The 14,552-nt window shown below is 66.7% G+C and carries 16 protein-coding genes; 6 read left to right on the top strand and 10 right to left on the bottom strand.

Features of this window, described 5'->3' with window-relative positions; all coding sequences use genetic code 11:
- Nucleotides 1-18: 18 nt before the first annotated feature.
- Nucleotides 19-1,065, bottom strand: coding sequence for a metalloregulator ArsR/SmtB family transcription factor (locus Sa4125_RS15755; protein WP_223999298.1), 1,047 nt, complete (start codon nucleotides 1,063-1,065; stop codon nucleotides 19-21).
- Between the two features lie 94 nt (nucleotides 1,066-1,159).
- On the opposite strand from Sa4125_RS15755, the gene Sa4125_RS15760 reads away from it, so the two are divergent.
- The 3 genes from Sa4125_RS15760 (at nucleotide 1,160) to Sa4125_RS15770 (ending at nucleotide 3,106) form a co-directional block, all read left to right on the top strand.
- Nucleotides 1,160-1,684 (top strand): SAM-dependent methyltransferase, encoded by a 525-nt coding sequence (locus Sa4125_RS15760; protein ID WP_223999299.1) that lies wholly within the window; start codon nucleotides 1,160-1,162, stop codon nucleotides 1,682-1,684.
- Nucleotides 1,684-2,028 (top strand): DUF2293 domain-containing protein, encoded by a 345-nt coding sequence (locus Sa4125_RS15765; RefSeq protein WP_223999301.1) that lies wholly within the window; start codon nucleotides 1,684-1,686, stop codon nucleotides 2,026-2,028. Before Sa4125_RS15760 ends, Sa4125_RS15765 begins: the two co-directional genes overlap by 1 nt.
- Nucleotides 2,029-2,176: 148 nt before the next feature.
- Nucleotides 2,177-3,106 (top strand): lipid kinase, encoded by a 930-nt coding sequence (locus Sa4125_RS15770; RefSeq protein ID WP_223999303.1) that lies wholly within the window; start codon nucleotides 2,177-2,179, stop codon nucleotides 3,104-3,106.
- A gap of 126 nt (nucleotides 3,107-3,232) precedes the next feature.
- On the opposite strand, the gene Sa4125_RS15775 is transcribed toward Sa4125_RS15770, so the two are convergent.
- The gene (locus Sa4125_RS15775; RefSeq protein WP_223999305.1) at nucleotides 3,233-3,556 is read right to left on the bottom strand and encodes a cytochrome c; all 324 of its coding nucleotides are present in this window, start codon (nucleotides 3,554-3,556) and stop codon (nucleotides 3,233-3,235) included.
- A 65-nt stretch (nucleotides 3,557-3,621) separates the two neighbouring features.
- The gene (locus Sa4125_RS15780; RefSeq protein ID WP_223999307.1) at nucleotides 3,622-3,870 is read right to left on the bottom strand and encodes a hypothetical protein; all 249 of its coding nucleotides are present in this window, start codon (nucleotides 3,868-3,870) and stop codon (nucleotides 3,622-3,624) included.
- A gap of 29 nt (nucleotides 3,871-3,899) precedes the next feature.
- Between Sa4125_RS15780 and Sa4125_RS15785 the strand changes: the two genes are divergently transcribed.
- On the top strand, nucleotides 3,900-5,165 hold the full coding sequence (locus tag Sa4125_RS15785; RefSeq protein ID WP_223999310.1) for a DUF4010 domain-containing protein: 1,266 nt from the start codon (nucleotides 3,900-3,902) through the stop codon (nucleotides 5,163-5,165).
- A 66-nt stretch (nucleotides 5,166-5,231) separates the two neighbouring features.
- Here Sa4125_RS15785 and Sa4125_RS15790 read toward each other — a convergent pair whose 3' ends face one another.
- Together Sa4125_RS15790 and Sa4125_RS15795 are read right to left on the bottom strand one after the other, a co-directional pair.
- Nucleotides 5,232-5,828 (bottom strand): molybdenum cofactor sulfurase, encoded by a 597-nt coding sequence (locus Sa4125_RS15790; protein WP_223999312.1) that lies wholly within the window; start codon nucleotides 5,826-5,828, stop codon nucleotides 5,232-5,234.
- The gene (locus Sa4125_RS15795; RefSeq protein WP_223999314.1) at nucleotides 5,821-6,471 is read right to left on the bottom strand and encodes a DedA family protein; all 651 of its coding nucleotides are present in this window, start codon (nucleotides 6,469-6,471) and stop codon (nucleotides 5,821-5,823) included. The genes Sa4125_RS15790 and Sa4125_RS15795 overlap by 8 nt, the downstream gene beginning before the upstream one ends.
- Before the next feature lie 152 nt (nucleotides 6,472-6,623).
- On the opposite strand from Sa4125_RS15795, the gene Sa4125_RS15800 reads away from it, so the two are divergent.
- The gene (locus tag Sa4125_RS15800) at nucleotides 6,624-7,013 is read left to right on the top strand and encodes a hypothetical protein (protein ID WP_223999323.1); all 390 of its coding nucleotides are present in this window, start codon (nucleotides 6,624-6,626) and stop codon (nucleotides 7,011-7,013) included.
- A 144-nt stretch (nucleotides 7,014-7,157) separates the two neighbouring features.
- On the opposite strand, the gene Sa4125_RS15805 is transcribed toward Sa4125_RS15800, so the two are convergent.
- The 4 genes from Sa4125_RS15805 to Sa4125_RS15820 all read right to left on the bottom strand — a co-directional run bounded on the left by Sa4125_RS15805 (nucleotide 7,158) and on the right by Sa4125_RS15820 (nucleotide 12,374).
- The gene (locus Sa4125_RS15805; RefSeq protein WP_223999325.1) at nucleotides 7,158-7,544 is read right to left on the bottom strand and encodes a response regulator; all 387 of its coding nucleotides are present in this window, start codon (nucleotides 7,542-7,544) and stop codon (nucleotides 7,158-7,160) included.
- A complete protein-coding gene (locus Sa4125_RS15810) occupies nucleotides 7,537-9,015 on the bottom strand; it encodes an HWE histidine kinase domain-containing protein (RefSeq protein WP_223999326.1) in 1,479 nt (492 codons plus the stop codon). The genes Sa4125_RS15805 and Sa4125_RS15810 overlap by 8 nt, the downstream gene beginning before the upstream one ends.
- Nucleotides 9,016-9,248: 233 nt before the next feature.
- The gene (gene ettA / locus Sa4125_RS15815; protein WP_223999327.1) at nucleotides 9,249-10,898 is read right to left on the bottom strand and encodes an energy-dependent translational throttle protein EttA; all 1,650 of its coding nucleotides are present in this window, start codon (nucleotides 10,896-10,898) and stop codon (nucleotides 9,249-9,251) included.
- Between the two features lie 447 nt (nucleotides 10,899-11,345).
- Complete coding sequence (locus tag Sa4125_RS15820) at nucleotides 11,346-12,374, bottom strand: ribonuclease (protein ID WP_345944284.1); 1,029 nt, start codon at nucleotides 12,372-12,374, stop codon at nucleotides 11,346-11,348.
- Nucleotides 12,375-12,524: 150 nt separating this feature from the next.
- On the opposite strand from Sa4125_RS15820, the gene Sa4125_RS15825 reads away from it, so the two are divergent.
- Nucleotides 12,525-13,511 carry an alpha/beta hydrolase gene (locus tag Sa4125_RS15825; protein WP_223999328.1) on the top strand — a complete coding sequence of 329 codons (987 nt, stop codon included), beginning with the start codon at nucleotides 12,525-12,527 and terminating at the stop codon, nucleotides 13,509-13,511.
- A gap of 135 nt (nucleotides 13,512-13,646) precedes the next feature.
- Here Sa4125_RS15825 and Sa4125_RS15830 read toward each other — a convergent pair whose 3' ends face one another.
- Nucleotides 13,647-14,552: a hypothetical protein gene (locus tag Sa4125_RS15830; RefSeq protein WP_223999331.1), complete on the bottom strand. Its 906-nt coding sequence runs from the start codon at nucleotides 14,550-14,552 to the stop codon at nucleotides 13,647-13,649.

Raw genomic sequence — 14,552 nt, forward strand, 5'->3', positions numbered from 1 at the left:
TTCACGGCAGGTATGCCGTCAGTCCTCGAGAGCGGTCATTGCCGGCGCTCGGGCGGAAGCGCGAACGCGCCGCACCGGGCGTCGGTCCTGGGCAAGCCAGATCGAGACGGTGAGTTGGTCGATACCCTTGCCGGCGGGGCCGAGAACCTCGATGTCGACCACGTCGAGCCCCGCGTCGACGAGGTAACCGGCGACCGTCTCACGCTCGAAGCCGAGCCGCAGATGCGCCTGCTCCTCGCGCAGGAACTCCAGCCTGTGCGGAGCGAAGTCGACCACCACCAGCCGGCCCCCGGGCTGCAGCGTCGCGGCGGCCTCGCGGATGGCCGCGGCGGGATCGTCGAGAAAATGCAGCACCTGGTGGAGCATCACCAGATCGAAGGAGTCGCGCGGCACCGGCAGGCGATAACAGTCGCCTTGCCGAACCTGGGCATTGGACAGCCCCGCCGCGTCGAGCTTGGCGCGGGCGACCTGAAGCATCTCGCGCGAGGCGTCGACGCCGACGGCCCGCTTGGCGCGGCTGGCAAAAAGCTCGATCATTCGCCCCGTCCCCGTGCCGATGTCGAGAAAGCTGCCGAGCGGCGCCGTGCCGACGGCCGCCAGCAGAGCCTTTTCGACATCCGCATCGGGTACATGAAGCAGCCGGATCTTGTCCCAGTGTCCTGCATTTTCGGCGAAATAGCCCGCTGCACGCTCGGCCCGCGCGACACGCACCGCTTCCAGCCGCTCGTCGTCGCGCATCAGCGACGGCTCGCCCGTGGCGATCGTCGCCAGAACCGAGCGGACGAAGCGGGCGATGGTGGTGCTCTCCGTCAGTCGAAAATAGGCCCAGGCGCCCTCCTGATATCGGGTCAGGATCTGCGACTCGACCAGAAGCTTCAGATGGCGAGAGATCCGGGGCTGCGACTGGCCGAGGATCGTCGTCATGTCCGTCACCGTCAGGTCGTTGCGGGACAGGAGACGAACAAGGCGCAGGCGGGTCGGTTCGCCCAGCGCCTTGAGTGCGACGATCGTGGTGTCGAAGGAAAGGGTTGCGGCCGGCGGGCGGACGGAAACATTGCTGGACATAAAGATATGCTTATGTGGTTTTTTCAATGTCCGCAAGCGGTGATAGGGCCCACGGCGCGTTGACGCCACGCTTGCCGGCAAGGCTAATCGGGCCATGGAAAAGTCCGACACGATTCGCCCCGGCGAACAGACCCTCGCCATCGATCCGGCGACCCTCGCCGACGCGCAATTGGCCTTCATCGGCCAGATTGCTTCGCCCTGGTCGCGCCGTGAAGATTGCCCGAAGAACATGCGTGAAGCGCGGTTGCGCGCCCGTCCTGCCGCCATTCTCATCGCGGCGCCTTTCCGCCCAGCGCTCGCGGGGCTTGCCGCCGGCCAGTTTCTGCATGTCCTGACCTGGCTCGGCCAGGCGCGCCGCGACCTCGCACTCCAGATGCCGCGCCATGCCAGCCAGCCACGCGGGACCTTTGCGCTGCGCTCGCCGGTCCGGCCGAACCCGATCGGACTTCACCTCGTGCGCATCCTCGCGATCGATTCGGCGGAAGGCCGGATCGACATCGACGGCATCGACGTCCTCGACGCCACTGCCGTCGTCGACCTCAAGCCGTTCTTCGAGACCGCCGACATTCCGCCCGCCGGGCCCTTCTTCGGCGGTTCTCCGGGAGGCGAAGACGCTTAATGGCGACCGATCGGCAGAAGGCGATTGCCCGCGCGCTGACGCTGACCATCCCCGGAGCGCCCTATCTCGACGCGGAGGCGATCCGCGAGGCGGCGCGGGCGCGCCACATGCGCAGTCTCCCCCCGAGCACGGCGCTGTGGCTCGCGGCCGTTGCCCACATCCGGCACGTCCATACCGATTACGACGTCCTGTTGGGGGAAGGCTATGGCCGTGACGCCGCCCGCTTCTTCGTCCTTGACGCCATCAACGCGGTGCTCGACCGCTGGGGCGCCACCCGCCTTCTCGACCCCGACGCGACCGACGAAGAAGGCCCTGCCGAAGAATCCGCCGACGACACGCATTGAGACATCCCGGCCAGAGCGAAGCGTTAAACAAGCGCGCGTCCTTCGCCGGCTGTGAAATGATGCGCCGCCGCGCCTTGTGTTTCCAGCTCCAGCGCATACCTCCGCCTTGGGAGCCGCTGCAGCGGTGGCGGCAGGACAGGATGGCTGAATGAGCGAGCGCGGCCGGGAAACCTCCAGACGGGCGCTCCTGCTCCTCAACACCAAGGCCAGAAGCGGCGGATCGCCGATCTCGACGACGCTCGACATCCTCCGTCGGGGGGGCGTCGAGCTCATCGAGCCGGATGCCGGCGACCGGCCTTTTTCCGAGATCATCGCCGAGCATGCGGCGGCGGTCGACCTCGTCATCCTGGGCGGCGGGGACGGCACGTTGAATGCGGCCGCCTCGGCACTGGTGGAGGCGCAGCTGCCGCTCGGCATCCTGCCGCTCGGCACGGCGAACGACCTCGCGCGGACGCTCGGCATCCCACCGGTGGCGGACGAGGGGGCGAAGATCATCATCGCCGGCCATCGGCGCACCCTCGATCTCGGCGACGTGAACGGCCGGCTCTTCTTCAACGTGGCCAGCATCGGCTTTTCGGCAAAGCTCGCCAAGCATCTGACCTCGGAGGCAAAAAAGCGCTGGGGCAAGCTCGGCTACGCCATTGCCGCTTTCAACCTCCTGCGCCAGAGCCGTCCCTTCTCGGTCGACATCGATCATGACGGCATCGTGGAGCGTGTGAGAACGGTTCAGATTGCCGTCGGCAACGGTCGCTTCTACGGCGGCGGCATGGCGGTTTCGGCCGATGCCGAACCCGACGATGGCATGCTCGACATCTACAGCCTCGAGGTCGAGCACTGGTGGGAACTGCTGGCGCTTGTCCCGGCTCTGCGACAGGGCACGCAGGGTCGTTGGAAGAAGGTCCGCACGTTCAGGTCCACCAACCTGTCGCTGACGACCCGACGAGAGCACGACGTCAACACCGATGGTGATCTGTCGACAGTGACCCCGGCGCATTTCCGTATCCACAAGGAAGCGCTTCAGGTCTTCGCACCGCCGGCCGGGCGCGACGACCAGCCGGCCGGGCCGGCCAGATCCTAACCTCTGGCGTTCTTCCCCGGAAATCACCGCTCGGCGTCACCCAGCATGCCGCCATCGCAGGCCTCTCGAGCCTGATCGAGACGACGCGGCCGCCGGGTCAGTTGCCTTGCCGTCAGATCTCTAGGCTCAACGATCCAGGCTCTCGATATAGGCGATAATGGCCGACGCCTGCTCGGATGTCGCGATGAACTGCGGCATGTCCGGATGGCCCGTCATGATCCCCTCCACCAGGGCTTCCTGCAGGTCGGAGACGGGATAGCGATCCGACAGGCTGCGGAATGGCGGGGCTTCGGGATGCGAACTGGCGCCTTGCGTCTCGATGGAATGGCAGGCCGCGCAATTGGCCTCCACCAGGTGCCGTCCGCGGGCGAGCAGCGCGGCGTCCGAGGCGCTGGCCTCGTTCGCCATCAGGCACAGGAGCCCGATCAGGAAAAGCCGTCGATAATCCATCCGCATTTCCCCGCTGCCTGCCCCTTATCCCTACCGCGATGGGCTGCCCGGACACTTGATCTCGATCAATCGCCGGATCCCGATACAGTGCGATGGTCCGCCAGTTCACGCGGCGATGCGATCACGTCAATTCGCGCTGCGGCAAACGACGACGCGCTCGCGCCGCCGCCGCCGTGACGGTGTTCACCCCGGGGATGATGGCGGATGACGGCGACGATGATGGGGCGGAAAGCCACAGGCGGCAAGGCCGGCTCGTCCGCATCGATCGGGAACGGCCCGGCCTGCGTCTCCGCCGACTGCCGCGCCGAGATCACCGGGGCATGAGCCTTGCCGGGGACAATCCGTGATTCCGGATCAGGAACTCATCCTTCGTTTCGGGACGGCCGCCGCCATCGGCCTGATCGTCGGCATTGAGCGCGGCTGGCGCGAGAGGGACGCCGCTGCGGGCTCGAGAACCGCCGGCATCAGGACCTATGCCCTCGCAAGCCTCCTCGGCGCTGTCGTGGCGGCATTGAGCCAGTCGCTGTCGAGCCCTCTGGTACTGGCAGCCGGACTTGTCGTCTACGCCGGCATTTTTGCCGGCTTCAGCTTCGCCGAGGCCCGCGAGGAGGGAACGTTCAGCGTGACAGGGGCCGTGGCCGGGGTGACGGTCTTCTGTCTCGGCGCGCTCTGCGTGACAGGCAGCGTCACAGCCGCAGCCGCCGCCGGCGTCGGCATGGCAGGTCTCCTGGCCAGCCGGGAACGACTACATGGGCTGCTTTCCCGGCTGACTTGGCGGGAACTGCGCTCGGCCCTCCTCCTTCTGACGATGTCGGTCATCATCCTGCCCTTGCTTCCCGATCGCACCCTGGACCCTTTCGGTTCGGTCAATCCGCGCGAGATCTGGGTCTTCACCGTGCTGACGGGAGCGCTTTCCTATGCCGGCTACATCGCCATTCGGCTCGCGGGACCCGCCAGGGGCCTTGCCATCAGCAGTCTGGCGGGCGGGCTCATTTCGTCCACGGCGATCACCGTTGCGCTGGCGAGGCGAGCGACAGCTGACGCGCGTTCCGGCCCGCTCGCCGGAGGCGCAGCACTCGCTGGAATGGTATCGGCTCTGCGCGGGCTGACACTGGCGACGGTCGTTGCGCCCTCCCTCTTCGCTCAGCTGGCTGTGCCGGTACTGGTCGGGGCAACCATTTTCGGCGGCAGCGGCGCCTACCTTCTGTCCCGCTCGAAAGAGCACACGGGCTCCGGCGTTTCGGATCCCGGCAATCCCTTCGATCTTCTGCCGCTCCTGCTGTTTGCTGCCTTCCTCGCCGTCGTCGCCTTCCTTGGCGGGTGGATGACGTCGCAGTTTGGATCCGGCAGCATCTTCGCTACCGCCGCGGTCTTCGGTCTGGCCGATATCGACGTCGCCGTCCTGACGACGGCCCGGCTCGTCGGCGGTACGCTGACTTTAGACGACGGCGCCAAAGCGGTTCTGCTGTCGCTCGGCGTCAACGCTGCCGCACGATCCGTCTATTCTTTCGCCCTGGGATCTCGCGGCTTCGCCCTCCGTCTGGGGGGGATCACCCTTGCGGCAGTCGCCGCGGCAGCCCTTGCGGCGCTGCCCCTGCTCGCCACTTAGGACCGGTCTGGCCGACGCCCCCGCTCCTGGCCGCGTCGTCGCGGCGAACACCCGGCAACGCCCGCGTCAGTACAGCCACTGCTCCGGCAAGCGCGCCTCGAAGGCTTCGCCGGCTGCGATCCGGCCGGGCTTTTCGACCCAGGCAACGAGCCCCCGTCGATGGCGTGCCGCCTTGACGAAGCCGAGCTCGATGTCATCGCGCCCTACAACGTGCTGGGCGATGCTCCATCCGGCCGAGCGGCAAGGCAGATTGTCGCCGTCGACCTTGAGCGTCACGCCCCCTTTGAAGAAGAGAAGGGTTCGCGGCGGCAACCAGGAGAGGTCGGCAAGGCCCTCCACGAGGAGATTGCCACCGATCCATTCCGGCCGGATTTCGGGAATGCCGAGGGTGTCCGCCACGCTCTGCAACTCGTCCGGTGCCAGAAGCGACAATTGCCGCTCGTTGCGCATCTCGGTACGGCGCGGATACCAAGGCTCCCGCCCGCCCGACAGCCGGGTCGCTCCGCCATGGCGGTCACCCTCGATACCATCGAAGCCGAGGTCCAGCGTCTCGACGGCCGTGGTGGCGAAACCCTCGTCGAGGGTCCGGTAGAGGCCGGCGACGCGCCCCTTGATCCGCCGCGCCGGCAGGCGCCTTCGCTGCGACGGGAAGAGATCAGTCATGCCGGTGTGGCGCCTCGTCGGAACGAAGGTTGGCCGGCGGCGCCCCGGGGGGACGGCGGAAGGTGATGACGCGGTAGAGATAGATGAGGACGGCAAGGACGATGACCGCGTTCGAGACCGGACCGATATAGCCTTCGATCGAACTGAAATTGCGCCCGAGATAATAGCCGGCGAGCGCCAGGCCTGCCGTCCAGACGACGGTGCCGACGGCCGAGACGGCAAGAAACAGCCAGAAGGGCATGCGCGCCAGACCGGCCGGAACCGAGATCAGCGTCCTGACCGTCGGAACCAGGCGCCCGAACGAGACGGCCCAATAGCCGTAGCGACAGAACCAGCGATCGGCGGCGACGACGTCCTCCGGCGTCATCGTCAGCCAGCGGCCGTAGCGCTCGGCGAGCCACAAGACGCGCTTTTCGCCGAAGACGTAGCCGAGATAGTACCAGGGCACGATGCCGAGAAGCGATCCGATCGATCCGGCGACGATGACCGCGACGATCGACATCTCGCCGCTCTCGGCGCGATAGCCGGCGAGCGGCATGATGACTTCCGAGGGAATGGGCGGGAAGATGTTCTCCAGGAACATCAGCAGCGCGATCCCCGAGACGCCGAAGTTTTCCATCAGGCTTTGGACGAAGTGATCCATCGGTGTTCCGTTCGATTGGCGGCTCGAGAGAGGCAGGAAAAGGCAGGCTGCGGGAGGCCGCGGCAGCGATCGTCGATCGCAGACGTCATTCGTCTCCTGCCGTTGCAGGAGCCCGGCAGCAGTGTCAACCTGCCGGGATGGCGACCGGATTGTTGACCTTCGATTCCTTTTCCTGGGCGAGCCTCCTTGCCAAGCGCGAGGCGCTGGTGATCGACCGCCTGCGACCGCGCGGCATGGCTCTTACCGCGGCGCTGGAGGAAGCCGGCGCCGTCGTCACGCTTGCCCCCGGCCAAAGCATCGCCGCCGACCGGCTGGGCGAACGGAAATATTCGCTCATCGTTCTCTCCCTGTCCGTCGGCGAGCCGGTTCTGGATCGGATGGCCCCGTCCCTGGCGGCGGCCGGCGCCCCGCAAGTGGTGGTGCTCGTCGAGCCGCCGCGCCACGCGGAAATTCGCGCGATATGCCCGCATGCGCGGATCGGCGACCATCGGATGTCGGACCGTGAACTCGTCATGTTCATCATCGGCACGCCCGACGAATGAACCGGCTGGCTCGGCGACACGGCCGAACCGCTCCCGCCACGTCACCCGCCTCCGATCGTTGGCCGGGGCAATCGCGCCAGGCTCGCGTAGTCCCCCTTCGAGACCGCGCCTGCCCCTGCCGCCCGGATCCCGCCCCCGGCGGTGTCAGGACCGGGTCGCTCCTTCGCGGGCCAGGCCGACGGCGCTGGCGATCTGTTCCATCGTGTACGGCTTCTGGACGACCTCGCAGGACTGCCATGCCGCATCGACGCCGGCCCGGCCGTAGCCGGTGGCGAACACGATCGGCACATTGCGCTGCCGCAGTCTCTCGGCCACCGGATAGACCTTGTCGCCGCCGAGATTGACGTCGAGGATCGCGACGTCGATGGCGGCGATGACGTCCAGCATGTCGAGGGCACGGCTGAGCTTCATGGCGAGGCCGACACAGTCGCAGCCGAGATCCGCCACCATGTCCTCCGGTTGCATGGCGACAAGGCTCTCGTCCTCGACGAGGAAGACTTTCAGTCCGGGGGGAAGCATCGGCTCAAGCATGCGAGGATTCGACGCTCTCGACAGCGTCCGCGGCCACCTCGAGGCGACAGATCAGCCCGTTTGGATCGAGGTCCAGATCGAGGCGACCGTCCAGTTCTCCCTCGACGATGCGCTTCAACATTCGCATGCCCATCCCCTTTCGCAACGGCTGCGGCGGCGAACCGACACCCGTTTCGGTCCATTGCAAAGCCAGGAACGGCTTGTCGCCGGCGCCGGCCCGGCTCCAGGAAATTTGCAGCGAGCCGGCGACCAGTGACAGTGCGCCGAACTTTGCCGCATTGGTCGCCAACTCGTGGAACACCATGGCGAACGCGATGGCCGCCTTGGGGCTGAGATCGATATCGGGTCCCGACAGGGCGATGCGGGAGGGCTCGAAAGCAGCCAGTTCCTGCTCCAAAAGAACAGACAACTTCACCGTTTCCCAGTGCCGCTCGCTAAGAACATTGTGAGCTTTCGACAGGGCCATGATGCGGGCCTCGAAGGCCCGGCGGGCCGCCTCGGTCTCGGTGTCGCGAAAACTCTGCCGCGCGATCGACTGCACCGTTGCCAGCGTGTTCTTGACCCGGTGGTTGAGCTCGTCGACCAGAAGCCGCTGGCGCTGCAACGCGACGAAATGTCCGGTCCGGTCAGTCCCCTGGACGAGAATACCGGTGACGGCCCCCTGCACGTTTTGGATCGGATGGGCGGCGAAATCGAAATAAGCCTCGCGGACCCCCTCGCCGCCCGGCGCTGCCAGCACGATGCGCTTGTCCTCGGCATTGTGGGCGACGCCGTCGGCGAAGACGGCGTCCAGCATTTCGTAGAAGCCCTGCTCGCCGATATCGGGAAAGGCGGTGCGGACATCGCGCCCGATCAGCGGACGGTCCCCGACAAAGCGTTGAAAGGCGTCATTGGCGAAACTGAAAATGTGGAACGGGCCGTCCAATATGGCAACCATCGCCGGCGCTCGCTGAAACAGGCGCTTGAAATCGGCGCTGTCGGACATGCTGGAGCGATACGCGTCCTCGGCTTCGCGCGCACGTTGCAGCAGTTCGGTCTCGCCGCTCAGGGTGCGGAAGGGCAAGGCCGCGGTCGGCGGACGCTGCGCCAGTTCGGTCACGTCGACGGTATTCTGCATGACGTAGGCGACATTTCCGTCTTCGTCGAAGAGCGGAATGTGGACCGCCGACCAGAAGCGGGTTTCGAGGCCGCCCCCGTCGCGCTCGGGCCGAGGTATGTCGTAGCGGAGGTAGGCGATCGTATCGGCCTCGCCGTTCGAGAAGACCCGCAACAGCGAAGCGTGGACCCGCTTGCCGCTGTCGCCCTCATTGGGAAACAGCGCGAAGAGGTTGTGCCCGAGGAGTTCCTCTTTCGTGCGCCCGACGACCGCCTCGTAGGCGGCGTTCGTCGCGACATAGTCGAATCGTCGGTCGAGCACCATGTGGGGGCTCGGCAGCGCGGCGAAGAGACTTTGATAGTCGATCGGTTTCATTCAGCCTGCTGCACACTCATTCCATCGTCGGTGCGAATTCGGTCCCGCAATCGGTATAGGTCGCGGGGCTGAATTAACACCATCGAGCCGAATTTATCAGCCGAAGTGATTACTTTCTCCGGCAGGGATGGAGCGACAGTTCGGCCGGGTGCCCGAGGGCAAATCCCTCGGGAGCCTTTCCCCGGACGGGGCGACGGCGTCTGTTCTTCGATGGAGCGCCGCCGGTGAAGCGATCAGCGCGTCAGCCGCTTGTAGGTCGGGCGCTTGGGATTGACCGAGTCCGGGCCGAGGCGGCGGATCTTGTCCTGCTCGTAGTCCTCGAAGTTGCCCTCGAACCATTCGACATGGCTGTCGCCCTCGAAGGCGAGGATGTGCGTCGCGAGCCTATCGAGGAACATGCGGTCATGGCTGATGACGACGGCGCAGCCGGCGTATTCCTCCAGCGCATCCTCCAGCGCCGTCAACGTCTCGGTATCGAGATCGTTGGTCGGTTCGTCGAGGAGGATGACGTTGGAGCTCGACTTCAGCATCTTGGCGAGATGCACCCGGTTGCGCTGGCCGCCGGAGAGCGTGCCGACCTTCTGCTGCTGGTCGGTGCCCTTGAAATTGAAGTTGCCGACATAGGCTCGCGAGTTCATCTCGAACTTGCCGAGCTTCAGGATGTCGCTGCCGCCGGAGATTTCCTCCCAGACGTTCTTGTTGCCGTCGAGGCTGTCGCGGCTCTGGTCGACATAGCCGAGCTTGACCGTGTCGCCGATCTGGATCGAGCCGGAATCGGGCTGCTCCTGGCCGGTGATCATGCGGAACAGCGTCGTCTTGCCGGCGCCGTTCGGCCCGATGATGCCGACGATGCCGCCGGCCGGCAGCTTGAAGGAGAGGTTCTCGATCAGGACGCGGTCGCCATAGCTCTTGGTGACGCCGTCGAGTTCGATGACGCGGTTGCCGAGGCGCTCGCCGGCCGGAATGACGATCCGGCCATCGGCCGGCTTGCGGTTCTCCGACAGTTCGACGAGATCGGAATAGGCCTTGATGCGGGCCTTCGACTTCGTCTGGCGGGCTTTCGCGCCCTGCTGGATCCACTCGCGCTCGCGGGCGAGCGCCCGGGAGCGCGCGTCGTCCTCGCGTCCTTCCTGGATCATCCGCTTCTGCTTCTTCTCCAGATAGGTCGAATAGTTGCCCTCGTAGGGAACGCCGCGGCCACGGTCGAGCTCGAGGATCCAGCCGGTGACGTTGTCGAGGAAGTATCGATCATGCGTCACCATCAGCACGGAGCCGGTGTATTCGCGCAGGTGCTTTTCCAGCCAGTTGATGGTTTCGGCGTCGAGATGGTTGGTCGGCTCGTCGAGGAGGAGGATGTCGGGCTTCGACAGGAGCAGCTGGCAAAGCGCGACGCGGCGCTTCTCGCCACCCGACAGCGCCACGACATTGGCGTCGCCCGGCGGGCAGCGCAGCGCTTCCATCGCCATCTCGACCTGCGGCTCGAGATCCCAGAGGTTCTGCGCGTCGATCTCGTCCTGGAGACGGGCGCCCTCGTCGGCGGTCTCGTCGGAATAGTTCATCATCAGTTCGTTGTAGCGGTCGAGGATCGCCTGCTTTTCGGCAACGCCCAGCATGACGTTCTCGAACACAGTCTTCGTCTCGTCGAGATGCGGCTCCTGCGGGAGATAGCCGACCTTGGCACCCTCGGCCGCCCAGGCCTCACCGGTATAGTCGGTGTCGGTCCCGGCCATGATCTTCAGGAGCGTCGACTTGCCCGAACCGTTCGGCCCGAGGATGCCGATCTTGGCATCGGGGTAGAAGGACAGGTGGATGTCCTCGAGCACCTTCTTGTTGCCGTAGGACTTCTTCAGGCCGGACATGTGATAGATGAACTGGCGTGCCATGAGGGACGCGTCTCCGTCGTAAGATGGATAAAGAGGTTGCGCCGTCTCTAAGCCATCGGGCGCCGCGGAGCAACGCTGGTGAACCGGCGACGGCCCGTTCTTCGCCTCCGGGCGCTTGCCTCGACGCGCCCCCCTATGCCCTCGAAGTCGCGCCGGCGATCATTTCCCGCGGGCTCGGACGGGAGGCCGATCTCGGGGGATGGCCCCGGCCGCGATCAGGCCGTCGAGGGCACCGTTCCTATCCCGTCCATCGCTGCCACCGCCTCGTCCGTCGGCGCGCCCTCGGCGAGATCGTGACGGCGAAGCCGGACGGCCCGCACCGATGCTCGCGCCGTTATGGCTGGCATTGTCCGGCCCCTCCCCCTTCCCTGAGAGCTACTTCTTGCCGCTCCTTTGCGGGCCATCCGGAATTTCATCGCCGCGCAGCGGGAAGAGCGAGCGAAGCCCTCACTGCAGTCCGACCGCATCGACCACCCCGTCGGTACAGCCGCCGTCGGTCGGGGGCGCCGCGAGGATCAGCGCGCCGATATCAGCGTCGGGCGTGATTTCGCCGACAAGGCCAATGGTGATTTCGCCGATGAGGCGGCGGGAGCCGTCCTTGCTGCAGGCGATGCGGATACGCTCCCCGGCGCCGGCGCCAAAACCGTCGTCGAAGGCGGCACGGACCTCGTCGAGCGTGACGCTCTCGCCGATCCGGCCGGCGAACAGTGCGCTGACCGGCGAGGCGGCAATCGCCTCGACCAGCCGCACCGAATCGGCGAAGTAGGCTTCCGCCGATCCGTAGCAGGTGCCGTGGCGGATCCATTCGTGCCGGTCCAGCATGGACTGCGTCCCCGGCATCACCTTCTCGAGCGCCGCACGGGTGGGGGCACTGACCTCAGGGGCCGGCAACTCGTCCCAGTCCGATGCCTTGTCCGTCGCCTTGTCGGCCGCGCTGACGCCGCAGTATTCCTTGCCGCGCGGCTGCGGCCAGAGACCGTGCAGGGCGAAATGGGTGGCGTCGAAGCGGTCCGCCGTCTGGTTGCGGCACTCGGTCTTGTTCGAGCGCCCCTCGCAGAAGGCCGGCTGCCAGCTGATCGCCAGGAGATTGCGGGTCGAAGCCTTGCCTCCCGCCACCGATTGCGGCTCGCCCGGCGTAGCGGGCTCGTCGACGACCGGCACGTCGTCCACTGTCACGACGCGCGTGCCGCAGTCGATCTTCACCCAGCGCCGCTCCGGCGTCGCCCCGTCGACCCCGATCCAGTAATGCGTTCCCGGCACCTTGTTCTGCGCGAACAGGCGATAGGCACGGCCGACGTCGAGGCGGACATCGCCCGGATTGTCGGGCTTGCGGATCGCCGGTGTCGCTTCGCAGGCGCTCCTGGCGATGAAGAACCCGTCGATCGCCGGCTGTGCCCGCGCCGCGACGGGATGAAAAGCGGCGGCCATGAAAACGGAGAGAATGGCGACGCCGCAGAGACCGAACCGCATGCGCATGTCGATTTCCTTCCAGAAGCCGTAAGCAGCAGCTCCGTTCAGCATCGCCCATCGCATGCGGCACGACAAGATGGATCCCCTGCGGACAGGCAGTCTCATCGACTGTCGCCGCCTTCCGCCCAAGGGCGATCCGTGGGAAGTATGGCGTCCTTGGTCGCCTTCGCTCGCGCGGGCGCGTCCTGCCTGCAACGAGGTGTTCGCCTGTTCGACGAGAACTTCAGCCTGGAAAGCCCGACGGGAGCGCTGCTCAACGTCTACCATGCGCGGGCGCGCACGGTACCGCGCGGGTCCCTTCTCGTCCTGCACGGCCTGGCCGAGCATGCCGGCCGTTACGCCCGCTTTGCCGGCGAAATGGCCGAGCAGGGGTTTCATGTCTACGCCCACGATCATCGCGGCCATGGCTCGACCAGCGCACCGGACGCGCCGCTGAAGCGCTTTGCCAGTTCACGAGGCGGGCCGAAGCTCGTGGCCGACGCCTTCGCCGTTCAGGATCACGCCGACATCGAACATCACGGCCTCCCGGTGCTCGTCCTCGGCCATTCCATGGGCGGCCTCGTCGCCGTCAACTATGCCGCCGCGCATGGCCGCGACCTCGCGGGCCTTGCCGTCTGGAACAGCAACCTGACCCTCGGACTGGAGGAGCGTGTCGCGGTTCTCGCGCTCAAGGTGGAAAAGGCGCTGAAAGGCTCCGATGTGCCGAGTGCGCTGTTCATGCGGGCCACTATCGACGCCTGGAGCCAGGCGATAGAGCCGCGGCGCACGCCGTCGGACTGGCTGACCCACGACGCCGACGCGGTCGACCGCTACATCGCCGATCCGCTCTGCGGCTGGGCGCCGACCGTGTCGATGGCCGAGGATCTCGTCGCCCTGGTGAAGATCGGCAACCGCGCCGTCAACACGTCGGCACTGCCGCCGGCGCTGCCCGTGCACCTTCTCGGCGGCACCGCCGATCCCGCCACCGCAAACGGCGCAGCGCTCGAAACGCTCGCGGCCTTGCTGCGCGTTGCCGGCAGCCGCGACGTGACGACGACCATCGTTCCCGGCGCACGCCACGAGACACTGCATGAAACCGAGCCCTACCGGTCTCAGGGCCTTGCGAGTTTCCACGCCTGGGTCGACCGGATCTTGCCGCGGTAACGGGCATCGGTGTGCGCCCGAACAGAGGCGCGCAAGGGTGGCACCGAACGCCCTGAAGGGTGATGTCGCGTCGGCAATGCCCGAAGGACCGGCACGCAACGGCCGTCGGCAAATGCCGTAGGCGGCTGGACTGGATCAGCCCGCCGTGGACCGCGCGGCGACGGTCGACAGGCTCTGCAGCATCGACGGGGGCATCGGCGGCCCAAACGGCTCCGGGGTCACCATGGCATAGGTTCTGAGGTCTTCCGGCGTCAGCACGTAGAGCGCTTCCGGCGGCGTCTTCATCGCCTTGATCCAGACCTCGGGCTTCACGCCCATCTCGACGAGCAGTTCCTGGCATTCGGCGATGATCGCCTGGATGTCGGCGATCGAGACGTCGAGGTCGCGCGGCTGCGGCACGCCCGGCGTGTCGACCGCGAAGACCTGGTGCAGCCCGATCCAGGCGCTCGCCCCGGCGACACGCTCGACCCCGCCGGCAAACAGCAGCGGGCAGGCCGAGGCGCAGTAGCCATCCGGCGGAACCTCTGTGTCGATCCCCTTCTCGCGCACGAGCCGCGCCATCTTGATGGCGTCGACGACGGAGCCGCCGGGCGAATGCAGCACCAGTTCGCGCACCGTCGTTCCCGGCGTATCGAGCAGCGCCTGGAATTCGCCGGCCGTGCCGGCCTCGATGCGGCCGATCGCCGTCATCCGCCCGTCCCCGGCGGCGACGAAGCGCATCGGCGCAGCCATCGCCTCGCCGTCGACCGGGCCGTCATAGCCGGGCAGTTTCGGCTCGCCGCGGTCCGGCCCGACGGGGATGGCTTTCGGCAGATAGGGACGGATCTGGTCCCCGGGCGTCGGCGGCGCGACGCGCAGCGGCTCCGTGCGGCTCATCCGCTCGGCCGTCGCCCGTTCTTTCGACATCGACAGATAGTCGAGCCCGACGACGGCGACCGCCATGGTGAGGAGCGCGACGAAGACGCAGCGCAGGACCGCCCCCTCCGGAATGGAGCGGAACATCCGGTCGAACCGACCCGGCGAATACTCGGCACCGATCAT

The organism is Aureimonas sp. SA4125 (assembly GCF_019973775.1).
Lineage (GTDB): Bacteria > Pseudomonadota > Alphaproteobacteria > Rhizobiales > Rhizobiaceae > Plantimonas.